Annotated in this window: 17 protein-coding genes and 1 riboswitch; of the genes, 8 read left to right on the forward strand and 9 right to left on the reverse strand. The window is 72.2% G+C overall.

The features are described from left to right. Nucleotides 1-330 precede the first annotated feature (330 nt). Nucleotides 331-747: a cobalamin B12-binding domain-containing protein gene (locus tag ACF1AG_RS11440; RefSeq protein ID WP_359602628.1), complete on the reverse strand. Its 417-nt coding sequence runs from the start codon at nt 745-747 to the stop codon at nt 331-333. Between the two features lie 392 nt (nt 748-1,139). On the opposite strand from ACF1AG_RS11440, the gene ACF1AG_RS11445 reads away from it, so the two are divergent. Then, a complete protein-coding gene (locus ACF1AG_RS11445) occupies nt 1,140-2,009 on the forward strand; it encodes an alpha/beta fold hydrolase (protein ID WP_359602629.1) in 870 nt (289 codons plus the stop codon). Nucleotides 2,010-2,301: 292 nt separating this feature from the next. After that, nucleotides 2,302-3,864 (forward strand): M23 family metallopeptidase, encoded by a 1,563-nt coding sequence (locus ACF1AG_RS11450; protein WP_359602631.1) that lies wholly within the window; start codon nt 2,302-2,304, stop codon nt 3,862-3,864. Between the two features lie 72 nt (nt 3,865-3,936). On the opposite strand, the gene pcrA is transcribed toward ACF1AG_RS11450, so the two are convergent. Beyond that, nucleotides 3,937-6,417, reverse strand: coding sequence for a DNA helicase PcrA (pcrA, locus tag ACF1AG_RS11455; RefSeq protein ID WP_359602633.1), 2,481 nt, complete (start codon nt 6,415-6,417; stop codon nt 3,937-3,939). A gap of 242 nt (nt 6,418-6,659) precedes the next feature. Further along, a riboswitch (cyclic di-AMP (ydaO/yuaA leader) is annotated at nt 6,660-6,827 on the forward strand. A gap of 7 nt (nt 6,828-6,834) precedes the next feature. Between pcrA and ACF1AG_RS11460 the strand changes: the two genes are divergently transcribed. Then, nucleotides 6,835-8,001, forward strand: a complete 1,167-nt coding sequence (locus ACF1AG_RS11460; protein ID WP_359602635.1) for an NlpC/P60 family protein — start codon at nt 6,835-6,837, stop codon at nt 7,999-8,001. A gap of 102 nt (nt 8,002-8,103) precedes the next feature. On the opposite strand, the gene ACF1AG_RS11465 is transcribed toward ACF1AG_RS11460, so the two are convergent. Further along, the gene (locus tag ACF1AG_RS11465; protein ID WP_359607918.1) at nt 8,104-8,457 is read right to left on the reverse strand and encodes a hypothetical protein; all 354 of its coding nucleotides are present in this window, start codon (nt 8,455-8,457) and stop codon (nt 8,104-8,106) included. A gap of 363 nt (nt 8,458-8,820) precedes the next feature. On the opposite strand from ACF1AG_RS11465, the gene ACF1AG_RS11470 reads away from it, so the two are divergent. Continuing rightward, nucleotides 8,821-9,861, forward strand: a complete 1,041-nt coding sequence (locus ACF1AG_RS11470) for an NlpC/P60 family protein (RefSeq protein WP_359607916.1) — start codon at nt 8,821-8,823, stop codon at nt 9,859-9,861. 41 nt (nt 9,862-9,902) lie between these two features. Here the strand turns inward: ACF1AG_RS11470 and ACF1AG_RS11475 are convergent, their stop codons facing one another. Next, nucleotides 9,903-10,646 carry a response regulator transcription factor gene (locus ACF1AG_RS11475; RefSeq protein ID WP_033272396.1) on the reverse strand — a complete coding sequence of 248 codons (744 nt, stop codon included), beginning with the start codon at nt 10,644-10,646 and terminating at the stop codon, nt 9,903-9,905. Further along, entirely contained in the window at nt 10,643-11,935 is a 1,293-nt protein-coding gene (locus tag ACF1AG_RS11480) for a PspC domain-containing protein (RefSeq protein ID WP_359607913.1), read from the reverse strand. Before ACF1AG_RS11480 ends, ACF1AG_RS11475 begins: the two co-directional genes overlap by 4 nt. 367 nt (nt 11,936-12,302) lie before the next feature. Here ACF1AG_RS11480 and ACF1AG_RS11485 point away from each other — a divergent pair, with 367 nt between their 5' ends. Beyond that, nucleotides 12,303-13,715, forward strand: a complete 1,413-nt coding sequence (locus ACF1AG_RS11485) for a PspC domain-containing protein (protein WP_391809647.1) — start codon at nt 12,303-12,305, stop codon at nt 13,713-13,715. Beyond that, nucleotides 13,702-13,953 carry a hypothetical protein gene (locus ACF1AG_RS11490; RefSeq protein ID WP_391809648.1) on the forward strand — a complete coding sequence of 84 codons (252 nt, stop codon included), beginning with the start codon at nt 13,702-13,704 and terminating at the stop codon, nt 13,951-13,953. The genes ACF1AG_RS11485 and ACF1AG_RS11490 overlap by 14 nt, the downstream gene beginning before the upstream one ends. On the opposite strand, the gene ACF1AG_RS11495 is transcribed toward ACF1AG_RS11490, so the two are convergent. The 3 genes from ACF1AG_RS11495 to ACF1AG_RS11505 all read right to left on the reverse strand — a co-directional run bounded on the left by ACF1AG_RS11495 (nt 13,950) and on the right by ACF1AG_RS11505 (nt 16,897). Beyond that, the gene (locus ACF1AG_RS11495) at nt 13,950-14,471 is read right to left on the reverse strand and encodes a DoxX family protein (protein ID WP_359607475.1); all 522 of its coding nucleotides are present in this window, start codon (nt 14,469-14,471) and stop codon (nt 13,950-13,952) included. The genes ACF1AG_RS11490 and ACF1AG_RS11495 overlap by 4 nt on opposite strands. A gap of 141 nt (nt 14,472-14,612) precedes the next feature. Then, complete coding sequence (locus ACF1AG_RS11500) at nt 14,613-15,893, reverse strand: hypothetical protein (protein ID WP_359744142.1); 1,281 nt, start codon at nt 15,891-15,893, stop codon at nt 14,613-14,615. Nucleotides 15,894-16,102: 209 nt separating this feature from the next. Beyond that, on the reverse strand, nt 16,103-16,897 hold the full coding sequence (locus tag ACF1AG_RS11505) for a class II aldolase/adducin family protein (RefSeq protein WP_359607471.1): 795 nt from the start codon (nt 16,895-16,897) through the stop codon (nt 16,103-16,105). Between the two features lie 158 nt (nt 16,898-17,055). Between ACF1AG_RS11505 and ACF1AG_RS11510 the strand changes: the two genes are divergently transcribed. Further along, nucleotides 17,056-17,571, forward strand: coding sequence for a pyridoxamine 5'-phosphate oxidase family protein (locus ACF1AG_RS11510; protein WP_391809649.1), 516 nt, complete (start codon nt 17,056-17,058; stop codon nt 17,569-17,571). A gap of 18 nt (nt 17,572-17,589) precedes the next feature. Here the strand turns inward: ACF1AG_RS11510 and guaA are convergent, their stop codons facing one another. Beyond that, complete coding sequence (gene guaA, locus ACF1AG_RS11515; protein ID WP_391809650.1) at nt 17,590-19,170, reverse strand: glutamine-hydrolyzing GMP synthase; 1,581 nt, start codon at nt 19,168-19,170, stop codon at nt 17,590-17,592. A 341-nt stretch (nt 19,171-19,511) separates the two neighbouring features. Here guaA and ACF1AG_RS11520 point away from each other — a divergent pair, with 341 nt between their 5' ends. Beyond that, a complete protein-coding gene (locus ACF1AG_RS11520) occupies nt 19,512-19,808 on the forward strand; it encodes a chorismate mutase (protein WP_037641140.1) in 297 nt (98 codons plus the stop codon). The last annotated feature ends 59 nt before the right edge of the window (nt 19,809-19,867 follow it).

Below are 19,867 nucleotides of genomic sequence, written 5' to 3' on the forward strand. Positions count from 1 at the left end.
GCACACACCGGCGGACACCCGCGGCGCCGACGCCCGGACACGGGCATCCCGCCGCCCGCCGTCGCACGGGCGGCAACGGCTCCCGCAGCGCCGACACCGGAAGCACCGGCTCCCGCGGCCCTCGCGACGACGGCAGGCGCCGCCCCGGCCGCGCCGGCACCGGACGCCCTCACCTCATCGACGTTCGACGACCTCGTCGCGCCCGCCACGGACGCCCCGGCACCCTTCCGGGAAACCCAGGCGCCCTCGGCGCCCGCGACCATGACCACACGGGCGCCCATGCCCGCAGTCCCGGCGGCACACCACCCGCCGGCCGCTGAGGCCCCGCGCCTACGCCTCCGCGGGCTGGTGGACGTTCGCCCGGACCCAGTCGACGATGGACGCCGTGGTGGCGCCCGGCGTGAAGATCTCCGCGACGCCCTTCTCCTTCAGCGGGGGGATGTCCGCCTCGGGGATGATGCCGCCCCCGAAGACGAGGATGTCCTCCGCGTCCCGCTCCTTCAGCAGCTCGATGACCTTCGCGAACAGCGTGTTGTGCGCGCCCGAGAGGATGGACAGGCCGATCGCGTCGGCGTCCTCCTGGATCGCGGTGTCGACGATCTGCTCGGGGGTCTGGTGGAGCCCGGTGTAGATCACCTCCATACCGGCGTCGCGCAGGGCCCGCGCGATGACCTTGGCCCCGCGATCGTGGCCGTCGAGCCCCGGCTTGGCCACCACCACGCGGATCGGACCGGCTGCCACACCCATCACTGCCTCCATGAAGCGACTACATCCATCCGTATCGACCAGTACCGCACACATCGCACGGATTCCCCGGCCCGAACCGGCCGCAGAAGTGAACGAACGTTATCTCCAGCATCCCGCAACCGGCAGTTTCACGGTGCACAGGGAGGGGGAAATCACACGGTGGGACACGTCCGTCGCGCAGCGTTCCCGGGCCCGGCCTCCAGGCCGAGTGCTCGTGCGACACAGGGACAACAGTGGGAACATGCGCATAAGGGATGCGCCTCGAGGTCGACCCACCACCGCGCACCGTCCGCGCTTCACCGGCGCGCACCGTCGACCGCACTCGGAGCGCCATTCCACGAGGGCACACGGGGGACGAGGCTGTCCCCTCGCGTGCCGACAGGAGGTCGGCCATGAAGGTCACCCAGGCAGCTCTTCCGTTCCTGCCCCTCTGCCGGCGTCTTCTGCCGGCCCGGCTGGCGGATCTCTCCGTGGGCCTGCTGAAGGCGACCGCCCTGGAGCTGGCGATCCTGGCGGGCCACGTCCTCCTTTATCCCGCCGGCATCATCCAGGAGCGGCGCGGCCCCGACCGCTCCGCCCTGACCGCCCCGGAGGGGACGGCGCAGCTGCCGGCGGAGGCCAAGCCCCCGGTCGTGCTGCTGCACGGCTTCATCGACAACCGCTCGGTCTTCGTCCTGCTGCGCCGCAGCCTGGCCCAGCACGGCCGGCAGCAGATCGAGTCGCTCAACTACTCCCCGCTGACGTGCGACATCCGCACGGCGGCCGAGCTGCTCGGACGGCATGTCGAGCAGGTCTGCGAGCGCACGGGCAGCGAGCGGGTGGACGTGGTGGGACACAGCCTCGGCGGGCTGATCGCGCGGTACTACGTGCAGCGGCTGGGCGGTGACCGGAGGGTGCGGACGCTGGTCACGCTCGGCACCCCACACTCCGGCACGCGTGTGGCGCCGCTGGCCAACGCCCATCCGATCGTGCGGCAGATGCGTCCGGGCTCGCCGGTGCTGGAGGAGCTGGCACAGCCGTCGCCCGGGTGCCGTACGCATTTCGTGGCGTTCTGGAGCGATCTCGACCACATCATGGATCCGCTGGAGAACGCGTGCGTCGAGCACCCGGACCTCAAGGCGGTCAACGTGCGGGTGAGCGGTGTGGGGCACCTGGCGCTGCCGGTGCACCCGGCGGTGGCGACGGGCATCCGGGAGGCGCTGGACACGGCGCAACCGGGTGAACCGTCCGGCGGACGGGCGAACGGCCTCACGGTGGCCTGAGGCGCAGGGGCGCACGACACGCCCGCACCTCTCCCCGCTACGGAGCGATCTTCCGCATCCAGAAGCGAACAACATCGGTCAGAGACGGCCGACTTGCCGACGCCCACGCCTCACAACTTCGAACACGAGTCGAACGTAGAGCCAAGACCGCGTCCACCGACCGCCGAAACCCGACCGAATGCCCGTTTCCTGCGGCCGCGAAACCTGGGGAAGATTGTCGCGCCCGCATACCGCCGGGTACAGTCGCCGCACTGCTCTGGCAGCCCCTGTTGTCGAGGCGAAAGAGAAGTTGGTGAACGACCGTCACCCGTCGGGGATCATGACCCCGGCTCCGGCCTCCGATGCCGCCTCGGCGCCCTACGCGTCGTACGGCAGCCAGGAGGTCCCGTACGGGGACGTCACCTCCTACGCCGGCTACGACGCCACCTACTACGGCACCGGCGAGCACGCCGCAGGCACCTTCGCCGCCGACCCTCTCTTCGGGAGCATGCCGGGCGAGGACCCCGCGCAGGCGGCCTGGACCACCGGCCAGTGGACGGCCGGCGCGCAGGACACCGGGCACTACGACGCCTACGCCTTCCAGCAGGCCGCGTACGACACCGGCGGCCACGACGCGACCGCCTGGACCACAGGACAGCAGCCGATGGCGGTGATCCCCCAGCAGGGCGGATCCCCCGAGACCGGCCAGTGGGACGCGAACGCGTGGCTCCAGCCCGACCAGGCCGAGCAGCCCGCGGACCCGACCCAGCAGTGGGACTGGGGCACGCAGACCTTCGACAGCGGCGTCTACGACGCCACCCAGTGGAACTCCGACGGCGGGGAGACGCCCGCACCGGACGCGCAGTACGGCGGAGAGCCGTACGAGCAGGAGAACTCGGCGGCGCACGCGGACTTCGGGGCGCGGGAGGACTTCCCCCAGGAGGGCTTCTCCCAGGAGTCCTACGACCAGGACGTGCCCGACCAGCCGTACGCGGAGGACGACTACCGCGGAGAGCCCGGTCCGGACGAACCCGGGGCCGGTGAACCGGCCGACACCGGCGAACTGCCCGCCGTGACCCTCCTCGACGGGCAGGAAGAGGTCACCCCCGCACCGCGCGCCGCCTCCCGTTCCGGGTCCCGCTCCCGCCGCCGCACCCCGCCCAAGCGCTCCGCGCTGCTGACCGTGGCCGTTCCCTCGGCGTGCGTGATGGGGGTCGCCGGCATCGCCGCCGCCTCGGTGGGGGATCTGTCCGAGGAGGGCGGCCAGGAGGCGCGGACGACCGCCGCGGACGCCCAGCCGGTCCAGCCGTCCGCCGCAAACGTCAAGCTGGACACCCAGCTCGAGAGCCTCGCCGCCGGCGCCGACGACTTCGCCGACCGGGCCAGCCGCGCCCAGGGCCGCATCGACCTCAAGGCCCAGCAGGAGCTCGAGCGCAAGCGGGCGGCCGAGGAGGCGGCCCGCAAGGAACGGCTCCGCCCGAAGTTCGCGCTCCCGGTGGCGCAGCACGGACTCAGCGCCTACTACGGCCAGTCCGGCATCAACTGGATGTCCCTCCACAGCGGCATCGACTTCCCCGTCTCCTACGGCACGCCCGTGCTGGCGGCGACCGACGGCACGGTGCGCACGCAGTACAACTCCGCCTACGGCAACATGCTGATCGTGACGGCGAAGGACGGCACGGAGACGTGGTACTGCCACCTCTCCAGTTACCAGGTACCCTCCGGCGCGACCGTCAAGGCCGGCGATCAGGTCGCGTTCTCCGGGAACTCCGGCAACTCGACCGGCCCTCACCTGCACTTCGAGGTCCGCCCGGGCGGCGGCTCGGCGATCGACCCCCTCGCCTGGTTCCGCAGCCACGGCCTGGAACCCACGTAGGTCGTCCCGTGGACCGGTGCCCGTCGCGGCACCGGGGCGCACCCCGGCCCACGACGGGCCCCGCACGGACGGCTAGAGCTTCTCCACCGGCGCGTACCGCAGCAGCAGGCGCTTGGGCTTCTCGTCGCCGAAGTCGATCGTCGCCTCGGCGTTCGCCCCCGTGCCCTTCACCGCGACGACCGTGCCCAGGCCGAACTGGTCGTGCGTGACCCGGTCCCCGACGGCCAGCGACACCACGGGCTTCTCCGAGGTGCGCCGGGTGGCGAAGCCGGAGGCGCCCGACGCGGACGAGCGGGAGCGGGACGACGACAGCGACGCGGCCACCCCGGACACCGGGCCGTTGGCCACCGGACCGCTCGCACCGGTCCGCTTCCACTCCACATGCGTGACCGGGATCTCCTCCAGGAAACGCGAGGGCGGGTTGTACGACGGCTGGCCCCAGGCGCTGCGCATCACCGACCGGGTGAGGTAGAGCCGCTCGCGGGCGCGCGTGATGCCGACGTAGGCCAGGCGGCGCTCCTCTTCCAGCTCCTTGGTCTGGCCGAGGGCGCGCATGTGCGGGAAGACGCCGTCCTCCATGCCGGTGAGGAAGACGACCGGGAACTCCAGGCCTTTGGCGGTGTGCAGGGTCATCAGCGTGATGACGCCGTCGCCGTCCTCCTCGTCGGGGATCTGGTCGGAGTCGGCGACCAGCGCGACCCGCTCGAGGAAGTCGGCCAGCGTGCCGGTCTCGCCCTCGCCGCGCTCCTGCTCGAACTCGAGGGCGACAGCCGCGAGTTCCTGGAGGTTCTCGATGCGGGTCTCGTCCTGCGGGTCGGTGGAGGCCTGCAACTCGGCGAGATATCCGGTGCGTTCGAGGATGGCCTCCAGCACCGTCGCCGGACCGGCGCCCGACTCGACGACCGTACGGAGGTCATCCATCAGCGTGTTGAACCGCTTGACGGCGTTCGCCGACCGGGCCGCCATGCCGTACGCCTCGTCGACGCGGCGCAGCGCCTGCGGGAAGCTGATCTTCTCCCGCTGGGCGAGGGCGTCGATCATGGCCTCGGCGCGGTCGCCGATGCCCCGCTTGGGGACGTTGAGGATGCGGCGCAGCGGCACCGAGTCCTCGGGGTTGGCCAGCACCCGCAGGTAGGCCAGGACGTCCCGGACCTCCTTGCGCTCGTAGAAGCGCACGCCGCCGACGACCTTGTAGGGCAGGCCGACGCGGATGAAGATCTCCTCGAAGACACGGGACTGGGCGTTGGTGCGGTAGAAGACGGCGACGTCGCCGGCCTTGGCCTCGCCCGCGTCCGTGAGGCGGTCTATCTCGTCGGCGACGAACTGCGCCTCGTCGTGCTCGGTGTCGGCGACGTACCCGGTGATGAGCGCGCCCGAGCCGGCGTTGGTCCACAGGTTCTTCGGGCGGCGGGACTCGTTGCGCTCGATGACGGCGTTGGCGGCGGAGAGGATCGTCTGGGTGGAGCGGTAGTTCTGCTCCAGCAGGATGGTCGTCGCGTCCGGGTAGTCCTCCTCGAACTGGAGGATGTTGCGGATCGTCGCGCCGCGGAAGGCGTAGATGGACTGGTCGGCGTCGCCCACCACGCACAGCTCGGCGGGCGGCACCTCGGCCTCCGGCGGGACGTCGACGGGGTGCTCGGAGGCGCCTCCGACCAGCTCGCGCACCAGGGCGTACTGGGCGTGGTTGGTGTCCTGGTACTCGTCGACCAGGACGTGCCGGAAGCGGCGGCGGTAGTGCTCGGCGACGTCGGGGAAGGCGCGGAGCAGGTTGACCGTCGTCATGATCAGGTCGTCGAAGTCCAGGGCGTTCGCCTCGCGCAGCCGGGACTGGTAGAGCGCGTAGGCCTGGGCGAGGGTCTTCTCGAATCCGTCGGTCGCCTGGGCGGCGAAGTCCTCCTCGTCGATCAGCTCGTTCTTCAGGTTGCTGATCTTGGCGCTGAAGGACTTCGGCGGGAAGCGCTTGGGGTCGAGGTCCAGGTCGCGGCAGACCAGGGCCATCAGACGCTTGGAGTCGGCGGCGTCGTAGATCGAGAAGGACGACGTGAAGCCGAGCTTCTTGGACTCCCGGCGCAGGATGCGGACGCACGCGCTGTGGAAGGTCATGACCCACATCGCGTTCGCCCGGGGCCCGACGAGCTGCTCGACGCGCTCCTTCATCTCGCCCGCGGCCTTGTTGGTGAAGGTGATCGCGAGGATCTGGCCGGGGTGGACGTCCCGCTCGGCGAGCAGGTGGGCGATGCGGTGGGTGAGCACGCGAGTCTTGCCGGACCCGGCTCCCGCGACGATGAGCAGCGGGGAGCCGGAGTGCACGACCGCGGCGCGCTGGTTGTCGTTCAACCCCTCCAGCAGCGCGGCGGAGTCGATCACCGGGCGCGGGGCGCCGTCCCGGTAGTAGGAGTCCCGCTCCGGGGGCACGTCGAACTTCCCGCCGAACAGATCGTCCGGCAGGGGCTCCGGGGCGTGCTCGTCCTCGGGCGGCGGCGGGGGCTCGTCCGCCGGGCCGCGCTGGGCCTGGAGGTCCGCCAGGAAGCTGTCGTCAAAGAGGCTGCTCATCGCTCTCCGAGTCTAGGGCGCTCCACCGACAACCCGGGGCCGCCCCGGAAACATCCCCCGGCCTCTCCCGGAGGCGCCACGGCGGGCACCCTCCACGGTCGCCGCCTCACCGTGCGTGACACCCACCGGAAGGTCACGAAAATGTATCGGGCATATCACCCATCAACCTTCACAAGGGCCACACCAGTTGGCTACCGTGCGGTCCGGGCCGCTCGTCCCCCGCCGGCGAACCTCGCCGGGCCGCGCGGCCTCCGCCGAGTCCGTCACTGTCCACCGTGGCAGCCGGAGCCGGGGACCCACCGAGACTTGGGGTGAATCGGCCCACTCTTCGGAGCGGCCGTAGGGCAACCCTTCCACACACCCGCCCGAACCCGACAGCTAACCCGGTAGGCGGAGCACTGGAAGGAGTCGCCTCCCTTGGCGTCGCACCGCAAGTCGCGCACCCCGGGCCCGCGCGTGGCAGGCATACGCACCCCGGCCCTCGCCACGGCCGCGCTCACCTCCGTGGCCCTGCTCTCCCAGACCGCCGACGCCTCGCCGGGCGAGGACCGGCCCAGCCTGGAGGAGGTCGAGAAGAAGGTCGGCGACCTCTACCGCCAGGCCGAGTCGGCGACCGAGAAGTACAACGCGGCCAAGGAGAAGACCACCAAGCAGCGCAAGCGCGTCGACACCCTCCTCGACGACGTGGCGAAGCGCACACAGAAGCTGAACGAGGCGCGCTCGGAACTGGGCTCCTACGCCGCCGCCCAGTACCGCACCGGTGCCGGCATGCCGGACACCGCGACGTTCCTGCTCGCGGAGACCCCGCAGGACATCTTCGACCAGCGTCAGGTGCTGGACCGGATGACCGGCCGCCAGAAGGCGGCGGTGGACGACTACGTCACCCAGCAGACCGAGACGATGAAGAAGCGGCAGGAGGCCACCGAGAGTCTCCGCACGCTCACCGAGACGCAGGGCGACCTGAAGACGGCCAAGGCAACCGTCCAGAAGAAGCTCGCCGACGCGCGCGGACTGCTGTCGAAGCTGACCGCCGAGGAGAAGGCTCGGCTCGCCGCGATCGAGAAGCGCAAGCAGGAGGAGGCCGCCCGCAAGGCCGCGGAGCTGGCCCGTCAGCAGGCGGAGCAGGAGCAGGCCCGCGAGGAAGCCGCGCAGCAGGGAGGCGGCACCTCGGAGGGCTCCGGGTCCACCGGCTCGACCGGGACCCCGCCGGCCGACTCGTCGTACGGCACCAAGGCGGAGAAGGCCCTCGCCTTCGCCCGCGCGCAGATCGGCAAGCCGTACGTCTGGGGCGCGACCGGCCCCGGCTCCTACGACTGCTCGGGGCTGACCCAGGCCGCCTGGAAGGCAGCCGGCGTCTCCCTTCCGCGCACCACCTACGACCAGGTGAACGCGGGCACCACCGTCCCGGTGTCCCAGGCCCGGCCCGGCGACCTGGTCTTCTTCTACGACGACGTCACCCACGTGGGCATCTACATCGGAAACGGCATGATGATCCACGCTCCGAAGCCGGGCACGTACGTCCGCGAGGAGTCGATCTACTACGACGGCGACTCCGCGATCCACAGCATCGTCCGCCCGGCCTGACGGCCTCCCGGACAGACGGAAACGGAACCGCCGACCGGGCCGGTGACGGCTCGGTCGGCGGTTCCGTGTCGGCGGCGGTGCCCGGCGCCCCGGGGCGCGGGCTCAGGTCCAGAGGACCGCGATGAAGATGTTCGCCACGGTCAGCAGGCCGACAAGGCCGAAGACGCCCTTGTCCACCTTCTCCTCGTCCCGCTTCACGTAGACCAGGCCGAGGATCACGATCAGCAGCGCCAGCTTCACGCCGATCTTGATGTGGTCGACGGAGTGGTCCTGGGCCTCGTTGAGGCCTACGAGGGCGACGCCGGTGACCAGCATCGTCAGCGCTCCGTGCAGCATCGCGGGGACGAAGCGGGCGGTGCCCGCGCCCATCGCCTTCATCTGGGTGAGGAAGCCGCCGAGCAGCGACGCGATGCCGATGATGTGCAGACCGACGAAGATGTGGAGGAGTACGTCCATGAGGCCGGAGCCTAGCCAGGGGCGTCCCATAGCATTCCGCCGCCCTCACCTTTCCCGCCTTCACCACATCGGTCATCACCCTGAGTGAGAACGAAGCGCCGTGCGCACCCCAACGGTCACTTACGGTCACGCGGCGGTCCGTGGACGACAGTTCCGCACAACTCGTATCCCGTGCCGCGCGGCCGGGCCTAGCGTCCTGCCCCAGGTGACCGGCTCCGCATCGCCGCTCGGTCAGGAGCGGCGGCCGGACACCACCGCCGAGGAAAGGGTCCGGCGGCGGACGGCTCCCCTGTCACCCCGCCGCCGGACCGCCGGGCAGTCGTCCGGCTCCGGCGGGCGTCGACGGGAAGGACGGCTTGGAGGGTGGCAGCGCACCGCAGGTCACGGCAGCGCCCGGCGGGCGGCACCACGGCCCGTGCGGCCGTCACAGTCGTCCTGGCGGGAGCGGCCACGACGGCCGGTTTCGACGGAGCGGCACACGCGGCTCCGCGGCCGGCGCCCGCGGGCGCGGACGTGGACCGTCTGTACCGCGAGGCCGAGGTCGCGACCGAGAAGTACAACGGCGTCAAGGAGAAGGCGGATTCGGCGCGGGAGCGGCTGCGCGACCTCCAGGACGAGACGGCCCGCGCCCAGGCGCGGCTCAACGAGGCCCGTGAGGCCCTCGGGACGGTCGCGGCAGCGCAGTACCGCGACGGGGGACTCGACCCCGCCCTGCGCCTGATGCTGTCCGACGACCCCGACGCCTATCTCGACGGCGCCGCCGTCGCCGAACGCGCAGGCAGCCGCCACCACGCCGAGCTGGGCCGGGTGCGCGCCCAGCTCCGGGAGATCGAGAAGCTGCGCGGCGCGGCCCGTGTCGAGGTGAAGACGCTCACCACCCGCCGGGCCGAACTCGGGCGCCACAAGCGGACGATCACCGAGAAGCTGTCCGCCGCCCGCCAGGCGCTGTCCCGGATGTCACCCGAGGAGCGCGCCCGGATCACCGGCGGCACCGACCGCGCGGCACGCTCGGCCGGCGACACGGCCCGTGACGCCGCCCTGTCGCAGGCGCCGAACGCGCGCGCCGCGCAGGCCGTCGCATACGCTCACCAGAAGCTCGGCAGCCCTTACGTGTGGGGCGCGACCGGCCCGGACGCCTTCGACTGCTCGGGCCTCGTGCTGGCCGCGTACCGCTCCGCCGGCGTCTCCCTGCCACGCACCACGTACGCGCAGATCGACGCGGGCCGCCGGGTCTCCCGCTCCGAACTGCTCCCCGGCGACCTGGTGTTCTTCTACTCCGGCATCAGCCACGTCGGCCTCTACATCGGCAACGGGCAGATGATCCACGCCCCGAACCCGTCGGCCCCGGTCCGCGTGGCCCCCGTCGACCAGATGCCGTTCGCGGGGGCGAGGCGGGTGGTGTGACCGGGACCGTCCGGTCCGGAGGGCCCGGACGGTCCGGCGGCTCAGACCAGGCGGCGGGCCGTCGCCCAGCGGGTCAGCTCATGGCGGTTGGACAGCTGCAGCTTGCGCAGCACCGCGGAGACGTGCGACTCCACCGTCTTCACCGAGATGAACAGCTGCTTGGCGATCTCCTTGTACGCGTAGCCGCGGGCGATCAGCCGCAGCACCTCCCGCTCGCGCTGGGTGAGACGGTCGAGGTCCTCGTCGACCGGCGGGGCGTCCGTGGACGCGAAGGCGTCCAGCACGAACCCGGCCAGCCGGGGCGAGAACACCGCGTCGCCCTCCTGCACCCGGAAGATCGAGTCGACCAGGTCGGTACCCGTGATCGTCTTGGTGACGTAGCCGCGGGCACCGGACCGGATGACGCCGATCACGTCCTCCGCCGCGTCCGACACGGACAGCGCGAGAAAGCGCACGGGCCGCTCCGGGTCACCCATCAACGACGTGCAGCGCCGCAGCACTTCCATGCCGCCGCCCCCGGGCAGGTGCACGTCGAGCAGCACCACCTCGGGCCGGGTCGCGGTGATGACCGTGACCGCCTGGTCGACGTCGGCGGCCTCGCCGACCACCTCCACACCGGTCTGCTCGGTCTGCCCGATCTCCGCCTGGACCCCCGTACGGAACATGCGGTGGTCGTCGACGAGGACCACGCGCACATGGCGCCGCCCGGTGCCGCCGGCCGGCTCCGCGGTCCCGTCCGCCGGTGCCGCTTCCGCCGCTGCGTTCGCCTCGGTCGGCTCGCTCATGACGTCTTCTCCGCCCTCTCCATCTCCAGCTCGACCTCGGTGCCCCCGTCCGGCACCGCGCGCAGCCGCGCGGTGCCGCCGTTGCGTTCCATGCGGCCGATGATCGATTCTCTGACGCCCATGCGGTCGGCGGGTATCGAGTCGAGGTCGAACCCGGGACCGCGGTCCCGGACGGACACGAACACCGTCCTCCCCTCGACCTCCGCGTAGACCTGGACCGCGCCTCCCTCGCCACCGTACTTGGCGGCGTTGACCATCGCTTCCCTCGCGGCCTGCATCTGCGCGCCGATCTTCTCGTCCAGGGGGCAGTCGCCCACGACGACCACCTCCAGGGGGACGCCGTGCTTGTCCTCGACCTCGGCCGCGTTGCGCTTGACCGCCTCGGCGAGGGTGGCGGGCTCCTCGTCCTCGTCCTTGCCGTTCCCCTCCGGCTTGTAGAGCCAGGCGCGCAGGTCGCGCTCCTGGGCCCGCGCCAGGCGGCGCACCTCGCCGGGGCTGTCCGCGTTGCGCTGGATCAGGGTGAGGGTGTGCAGCACGGAGTCGTGGACGTGGGCGGCGACCTCGGCGCGCTCCTGCGCGCGGATGCGCATCAGGCGCTCCTCGGAGAGGTCCTGGGTCATACGGACGAGGTACGGGCCGGCGAGCAGGGTGACGCCGACGAGGACCGCGAGGGCGGCCTGCAGCACCGCGCCGAGGTGGCTGCCGGAGCCGCGCAGGACGAATATCCCGGAGGCGCCCGCCGTCACCAGCAGCACACCGGCGACGGCCCGCAGCAGCGTCATCGTCCGCCGGCGGCGGCCGACCTCCATCCAGCGGGCCCGGCGGGCGTTGTCCGCCTGCCGCCACACCAGGGCCACGCCCGCACCGACCAGGACGGTCGGCCACAGGTAGGCCCGGGCGCCGTTGGTGAGGTTCACGCTGCCCACGAAGATCATGGCCACCACGACCATGAGCAGCAGGGCGACGATCTGCCCCTTGTCCGGTTTCCGCGTGACGAGTCTGCGGCGGCCGTCCTGGGCGGTCTCGGTGGTGATGGGCGACGGCGGCCTCTGCGCGTCGACGCCGCCCACCCCGAGCGGCACGAAGAACCAGAACGCGGCGTACAGCAGGGCCCCGAGACCGTCGGCCATGAACAGGGCGACGAACGCGAGGCGCACCCAGATCACGGGCAGTCCGAGATGCCCGGCGAGCCCCCGCGCCACTCCCCCGAGCCAGCGTCCGTCACTGCTGCGGTAGAGCTTGCGCGGCGGCCGCGGCTCGGCGAGGGGCGCTGCTGCGGCTTCCGACATGCCAACGATGGTCACACGCCGAGCAATCCAGGGCATCAGGGTCCGTCCCGGAAACTCCCCTGATCCCGACGTCGGGGTCGACTGCCACCGGACCGGCGGCCCCTCCGCGTCTCCGGACACCGGGGCGTGTGCCCACGCCTCGGGGCCTGCACCCCGGTCACGGGTCGATGCGGCTCCGGGCCACGGAGCGTCCGGCCGCCCGGACCGGGAACCGCACGGCCCCGAGCCGCAGGAGGGCCGAGCCCCGGGACCCGACCCGTCCGGTCACGGAACGGCCGCCCCCGAGGCGTGCCTCGGGGCGGATATCAGGGTCCGGCCAGGGTCGTTCCGACTGCCGCTCGGGCGGCTCGGCCGCCACCATGGACGCATGACGGATCACCAGCATGCCGCGTCGGACCCGGGACCGCGTCCCGGGTCCGGGCCCGGTGCGCCCGCCGCGGACCCCTCGCGTGCGGGTGCGGGGAAGGAGGGGACGGCCGGCGTACCGGCGGGGGCCGTCGACCCCGGCCGGCACTTCCGGCGCGACCGGGGGCACCAGATGTTCGGCGGTGTCTGCTCCGGTCTCGCCCGGCAGTACGACATGGACCCGGTGATCTTCCGGATCACGCTCGCCGTGCTGTCCGCGACCGGTGGCATCGGCCTCATCTTCTACGGCTTCGCCTGGCTGTTAGTCCCGTACGACGACGAGGACGAGAACCAGGTCCGCCGGCTGCTCACCGGCCGGGTCGACGGTCACACCCTGGCGGCGGTGCTGTTCGCGCTGGTCGGCTGCGGTGTCTTCCTGTCCATGCTGAGCAACGACGGGGTGCTGAGCTTCGCCGTCATACTGTCCCTGCTGCTCGCGGGCGCCGCCTACTGGTCGCGGCGGCGCGGTACGCCGAGCCCGGACCCGATCGCCGCGCAGGCCGCCGCCGACGCCCCGCCGGAGCCGCAGGCCCCTCCGGTCCCGGCCGCGTACCCGTCGTGGTGGCGCGAGCCCATCGTCAAGGACGGCACCTATGTCGGGGGCACGGGTTACCTGTGGGGTCCCGAGGACTCGCGGGACCTGGACATCGCCACCGCGGTCGGCGTCGGCGTCCGCTCCGGGAGCGGCGGCGGCGTGAAGGACGTGTGGCGCCCGCCGCAGGCGCGCCCGCCCAAGCCGAGAGGGCCCCGCCGGAGCGGCGGCTGGGTCTTCCTGTTCGCTCTGCTCGCGGCCGGTCTGGGCACGGGCCTCACCTGGGAGACGCAGCCCCTCGGCACCAGCCTGCAGACGGGTCTGGCGTGCGCCCTGGGCGTCATCGGCCTCGGAATCGCCGTCAGCGCCTTTCTCGGCCGCACGGGAGCGGGGTCGATCGTCCTCGCGGTTCTCACGGCGGGCCTGCTCGCCGGATCGACCGCCATGCCCGACGACATCGGCACGGACTGGACCCGCACGGGCTGGCGGCCCGCCTCGGTCGCGCAGATCCGTCCCGTGTACGACCTGGGCGCCGGCGAGGGGAAGCTGGACCTGTCGGCGGTCCGCGTCCCCGCCGGCGACACGGTCTCCACCCAGGTCGAGGTGGGCCTGGGCCGCATCCATGTGATCGTTCCCCGGGACGCGACCGTGCGGCTGCACATCGAGGTGGGGCTCGGTGACATCCAGGTGCCGGGCGACGGACGGAAGGACGTGGACGTGGCGCCTGGCAAGTACGAGGAGATGACCCTGGAGCCGCCACCCGGCGCCGGGAAGGCGGGCACGCTGCGGCTCGACCTCCGGGTCGGCGCGGGGCAGGCGGAGGTGAGCCGTGCTGCGTCATGAGTTCCAGCCCGGACGGCTGATCGCGGGAGCCGCCCTCGTCGCGGCGGCGGTGGTCTACGGCGGGGACGCGGGAGGGGCCTGGGAGACCCCCTGGTTCGTGCTGATCCCTCTCGTCGTGGGCGGCCTCTGCCTGGCCGGCGGGGTGGGCGCCGTGACCGGACTGGTGCGCCGCCGCCGGGGCCGCCCGGCCCCCGGAGGAGCGGACACGGCCGACCACGCACGGACGAACGGGGGTTAGAAGGTTCCGCGGCGTCGCCGTGCGCGGAGGGCGGCGTCCACGGACAGCAGCGGGGCCCCGGCCAGGATCAACGGGGTCCAGGCCATGAGGTACGGCAGGTCGTTGCCGTAGTAGTACGGTTCGGCGGCCCAGCTCACGGTCAGCCACAGGCTGAGCGAGATGAGCGCCCCGCCGAGGGCGGCGATGCGGGTGAGCAGTCCGAGCAGGGTGCCGATGCCGACGGCCAGCTCGCCGAAGGCGATGGCGTAGCCGAAGCCGACGGGGCTCTCCAGCGCCATGTCGACCAGCGCGGGGATCGCGGAGGAGTCGCGGACGGCGCGCATCATGTCGCCGATCGACCCGGCCCCCGAGTCCTTGAGGAAGGCGCTGTCGGTGAGCTTGTCCAGGCCGGCGTAGACGAAGGTGACGCCGAGGAAGATCCGCAGCGGCAGCAGGGCGTAGCGGGCGGCGGTGCCCCGCAGCCCGCCGTCGCCGTCGGGACGTGGGGTGTAACTGTCTGCGCGCATGCCGTGCGTCATGTCGCCGCTGCCTCTCGACTCCGGGCCCACCTGGACAGACCGAACGTACGGCAATCGGCGTGGGATGAACCCGGTCGACAGCGTTTTCTCAGGGAAGCGACAGCGACCCACCAGCTACGGCGGCGCTCCGCCGTCCCACCGTCACTCCGTGACGTCGATGGTGTAGCGGTTGGTCTCCACTCCGGCCGCGGTGACCACCTGCACGTCGACCCGGCCGGGCTCCACGTCCGCGGGGACCGGCACGGTCAGCAGGTCGTCGGCCGGGTTGTCGAAACCGCCCACCACCGGCACCAGCGGCACATGGACGTGCACCGGGCCGACCCGCACCACCATGCGCGCCAGCCGGTCCGCGCCCTGCGCCCCGGCCGGGACGAACCCGGTGCCGCGGATCTCGATGTCGTCACCGGTGCGGATGGGCGCGTCCAGATCCCCGGCCTCCCGGGCCCGTACCACGGACAGGATCACCGGGCGCCCGCCCTCGGCGTACTTGCCCGCGAGGTAGGTGCCCGCCGACACCAGCACCACCACGGCCAGCCCCCAGGGCAGGTCGGGCAGCTGGTCGGGACGGCGGGCCAGCCGTACGGCGGCGAAGGCGAGGGCGACGGTGTTGATGACGACGTACTGGATGTCGGCGAAGCTGCCGCGTCCGGAGTCGTCGGTGAGCAGGTCGGCCGCCCTGGGCCGGTGGGCGCGCACCTTCTGGAGCCGCTGTCCCTGCACCCGCAGCCCGACCACCCGGCGCACCAGGACGGCGATGCCGCAGACAACGGCGAGCACGGTCACCACGCCGGCGCCCCGGGCGAGTTCCAGGCCGTCGATCAGCGCGTCGCGCTCCCGGTGGTCGGAGGCGGCCGCGAGCCGCCCCACCAGCACGAGGACGGCGAACGCGACGAGCAGGACCCAGGAGCCCGCCACCGCGCGGGACGTGGAGAGCCGGTTGTCCTCGCCGATGACCGGCGCGAGCGCACCGCCGCGTGCCCGGTGGTACCAGGACGCCGCGGTGAGCGCCCCCGCCACCAGCACCGCGGCCAGCAGCCCCGCGGTGCGCGCGGAGGTCCAGCCCGCGCCGATCGCGGTGAGTGCCTGCACGAGCAGCAGCGCGAGGACTCCGGCCCAGACGACGACCGCGGTCCGCTGCCAGAGGCGGGCCAGCCAGGCCGCGCCCTCGGCCCGGCCGCGTTCGGCCACCGCCTCGGCGGCCTGGGCGAGTTCCTCGGAGACCCACTGCCGGGAGGCGGAGGCGGAGTGGGCCACCGCGGCAGGGAGCCCCTGGCCGGTGGCGTACTCGTCCCGCTTCACCAGGAACGCGGCGACCGCGCGCCGATGCCCCTCACGCGCCCCGTGCGGACAGTCCCCGCAGGTGCAGCCGCCCTCGTGGGCAGCCGGATCCGCTCCGCCCTGTCTCGCCTCCTGCACCGCCACGCCCGAAGCCGCCTTCCCGCACTACCCGACACATCTCGACACACCACGACCGCCGTCGGCGGCCACCGGACAACTCCCCCGCATCGAGAGCGAATTGTGCCCTACGCCACGCCCGTCCCGTCCGCCGGGCCCGGTCGCCACGGGTGAACTCCGAGGCGCCGTGTTGACGCACCTCCCCCGCCCTCCCGCGCGCCCCGCCACACACGCGTTCAGTCCAGCAGATCCGGCTCGCTCCGCGTGATCTCCCGCCACATCGGCTGGTAGTTGATCCACGCCACCAGGTCCCCGCCCAGCTGCTCCCGGGTGGCCGCCGCCTGGCGGTGCTCGATCAGCACGGGACGGCCGGCCGCCCGCGCCGTGAGCTGCACCTGGCAGGAACGCTCCATGGTCATGAACCACCAGGCCGCCGCGTCCACCGAGTCGCCCACGGTCAGCAGCCCGTGGTTGCGCAGCACCAGCGCCTTGCGGGTGCCGAGGGCGGCGGCGATGCGGCGGCCCTCCTCGGGGTCGACGGTGACGGAGGTGTAGGCGTCGTAGAGGGCGTGGTCCTCGTAGAAGGCGCAGCTCTCCTGGGTGATCGGGTCGAGCAGCTCGCCGAGGGCGGCCAGCGCACGGCCGTGCACGGAGTGACAGTGGGCGACGGCGACGACGTCCGGCCGGGCCGCGTGCACCTGGGCGTGGACGGCGAAGGCGGCCTGGTTGACGTGGTGTCCGCCCTCGACGACCTGGCCGTCCTGGTTGGCGAGCACCAGGTCGCTCACGGTGACGTGCCGGAACGGTATGCCGAACGGGTTGACCCAGAAGCAGTCGCTGAACTCGGGGTCGCGTGCGGTGATGTGCCCGGAGACGCCGTCCTCGTAGCCGAGCCGGCCGAACAGCCGCAGCGCGCCCGCCAGCCGCTCCTTGCGGTGCCTGCGTTCGTCCTCGAGGGAGTCGTGCATGGGCGGCATGGCGAACTGCAGTTTGTCGGTGGGCACCGGCGGGGGCGGAGTGGGCCCGTGCATGAGTCCTCCCGCGGGGGGTTCGCGTACGGGGCGGAAGTTACCCGGGGGGCGCGCCGTACGACAGCTCTGTTCCGTAACACCGGACATCCGTCCGGATACCCGGCGGACCACCCGGATACCCGACAGAGGATGTCGGTCTTCCGGGTCACACTCGCTCCATGAGCACGCACACGGACATGGACGGCCGGAGTGACGCCGGCGTCACCTGGGGAGCGTTCGCCGCGGCCGAACCCGGTCTGGCGCGGACCGTCGAGGAGCGCCTCGCCTCCCACACACACCACGTCCTGGCGACCCTCCGCAAGGACGGCTCGCCGCGCACCACGGGCCTGGAGGTGCGCTTCCTGGGCGGCGAGCTGTGGTTCGGGATGATGCCGGGGTCGATGAAGGCGCTGGACCTGCGCCGCGACCCCCGCTTCTCGCTCCAGGCGAACCCGGGCGAGGGCACGACCATGGGCGGCGGCGACGTGCGGATCGCGGGCCGGGCGGTCGAGGTGCCGGAGGACGACACGGAGACCCGCGCCCGGTACGCCGAAGAGGTGGAACCGCCGGAGCCGTTCCACCTCTTCCGCACCGAGGTCACGGAGGTCGTGCGGACCTCCGTGGAGGACGAGAAGTACCTCGTCGTGGAGGTCTGGAAGCCCGGAGCGCCGGTGCGCACGCTCAGGCGGACATGACCTCGGACCGCTGGGGGATCACTCCCACTCGATGGTGCCCGGCGGCTTGGACGTGACGTCCAGCACGACCCGGTTGACGTCCCGGACCTCGTTGGTGATCCGCGTGGAGACCTTCGCGAGGACGTCGTACGGCAGCCGCGACCAGTCGGCGGTCATGGCGTCCTCCGAGGACACCGGGCGCAGCACGATCGGGTGACCGTAGGTGCGGCCGTCGCCCTGGACGCCGACCGAGCGGACGTCGGCGAGCAGCACCACGGGGCACTGCCAGATGTCACGGTCGAGACCGGCCGCGGTCAGCTCCTCGCGGGCGATCGCGTCGGCCTCGCGGAGCAGGTCGAGCCGCTCCTTGGTGACCTCGCCGACGATGCGGATGCCCAGGCCGGGGCCGGGGAAGGGCTGCCGGTGGACGATCTCCTCGGGCAGGCCGAGCTCCTGGCCGACCATCCGGACCTCGTCCTTGAACAGCTTGCGCAGCGGCTCGATCAGCTGGAACTCGAGGTCCTCGGGTAGACCGCCCACGTTGTGGTGGGACTTGATGTTGGCGGTGCCGCTGCCGCCGCCGGACTCGACGACGTCCGGGTAGAGGGTGCCCTGCACCAGGAACTCCACCGCGGGGCCCTCGTCGGCGATGATCTCGGCCTGGGCCTGCTCGAAGACCCGGATGAACTCCCGGCCGATGATCTTGCGCTTCTGCTCGGGGTCGGAGACCCCGGCCAGCGCCTTCAGGAACCGCTCCTCGGCGTCGACGACCTTGAGCTGGACGCCGGTCGCGGCGACGAAGTCCTTCTCGACCTGCTCGGTCTCGTCCTTGCGCATCAGGCCGTGGTCGACGTAGACGCAGGTCAGCTGGGAGCCGATGGCCTTCTGCACCAGAGCGGCGGCCACGGCGGAGTCCACGCCGCCGGACAGGCCGCAGATGGCGCGCTTGTCGCCGACCAGCTCACGGATGGCGGCCACCTGCTCGTCGATGACGTTGCCGGTGGTCCAGTTCGGCGTGAGGCCCGCGCCGCGGTACAGGAAGTGCTCCAGCACCTGCTGTCCGTGCGTGGAGTGCATCACCTCGGGGTGGTACTGGACGCCGTAGAGCTTCTTCTCGTCGTTCTCGAAGGCGGCGACCGGGACGACGTCCGTGGACGCGGTGACGGTGAAGCCCTCGGGGGCGGCGGAGCAGGCGTCGCCGTGCGACATCCAGACCGCCTGCTCCTCGGGGGTCCCCTCGAAGAGGGTGGAGGAGTTCTTGGCGACGTGCAGGTCGGTGCGGCCGTACTCACGGGCGCCGGTGTTGTCCACCTGGCCGCCCAGGGTCTGTGCCATGAGCTGGAAGCCGTAGCACATGCCGAAGACGGGGACGCCGGCCTCGAAGAGCTCGCGGTCGAGGCGGGGGGCGCCCTCCTCGTACACGGACGAGGGGCCGCCGGAGAGGATGATCGCCGCGGGGTTCTTGGCGAGGATCTCCGCGACCGGCATGGTGCTCGGCACGATCTCGCTGTAGACCCGCGCCTCGCGGACGCGACGGGCGATGAGCTGGGCGTACTGCGCGCCGAAGTCGACGACCAGGACGGTGTCGGGCGCGTTGGCAGCGGGAGTCGCTGATGACACGAGGTGCCTTCCGGCGGTGGGGAGGGGGTCTTGTGCCTCCCGATTCTACCGAGACGGCGACGCGGTCCGTCCCGGCCCGATCCGCGCCCGGCGCCCCCCGCCACGTCTCACCATGCGGGCCGCGCGTTGGACGGACCGGGCCGACCGGGCATACTGGCCCCATGCTCACGCACCCGACCTTCCTCTTTACCTATGGCACCCGGCCCGCCGGCTGCCATGGTCGTGCTGCTTGAGCAGCTGACAAGCGACTTCCCAGGCGCCCCGGGCCGACAGGTCCGGGGCGCCTGGCGTTTCACCGGACCGTGTCGCTCCGGGGCCATCACCCACCGAGGAGCCCTGACATGACCGCCGTCACCACCGAGCCCACCGAGAAGACCGGCGCCCGCACCGCCGAGGCCGCCGAGCTGATCAGCGACGCCCGTGAGCGGATCGACGCCCTGGACGACCGGATCATCGGTCTGGTGCAGGAACGGATGGCGGTGTCCGCCGTGATCCAGAAGGAACGGATCGCCTCCGGCGGCCGCCGTGTGAACCTCTCCCGCGAGATGGAGATCCTCGCCACGTACCGGGACGCCCTGGGCAAGCCGGGCACCGCACTCGCCATGACCCTGCTGGAGCTGTGCCGGGGCAAGATCTGAATCCGCGTTCCCGGTACTGGCGTGCGGATCGCCTCTCACCCGTCCGGTGCGTGACCGGC

Origin of the sequence: Streptomyces sp. NPDC014764 (assembly GCF_043082785.1) — a bacterium.
GTDB lineage: Bacteria > Actinomycetota > Actinomycetes > Streptomycetales > Streptomycetaceae > Streptomyces > Streptomyces althioticus.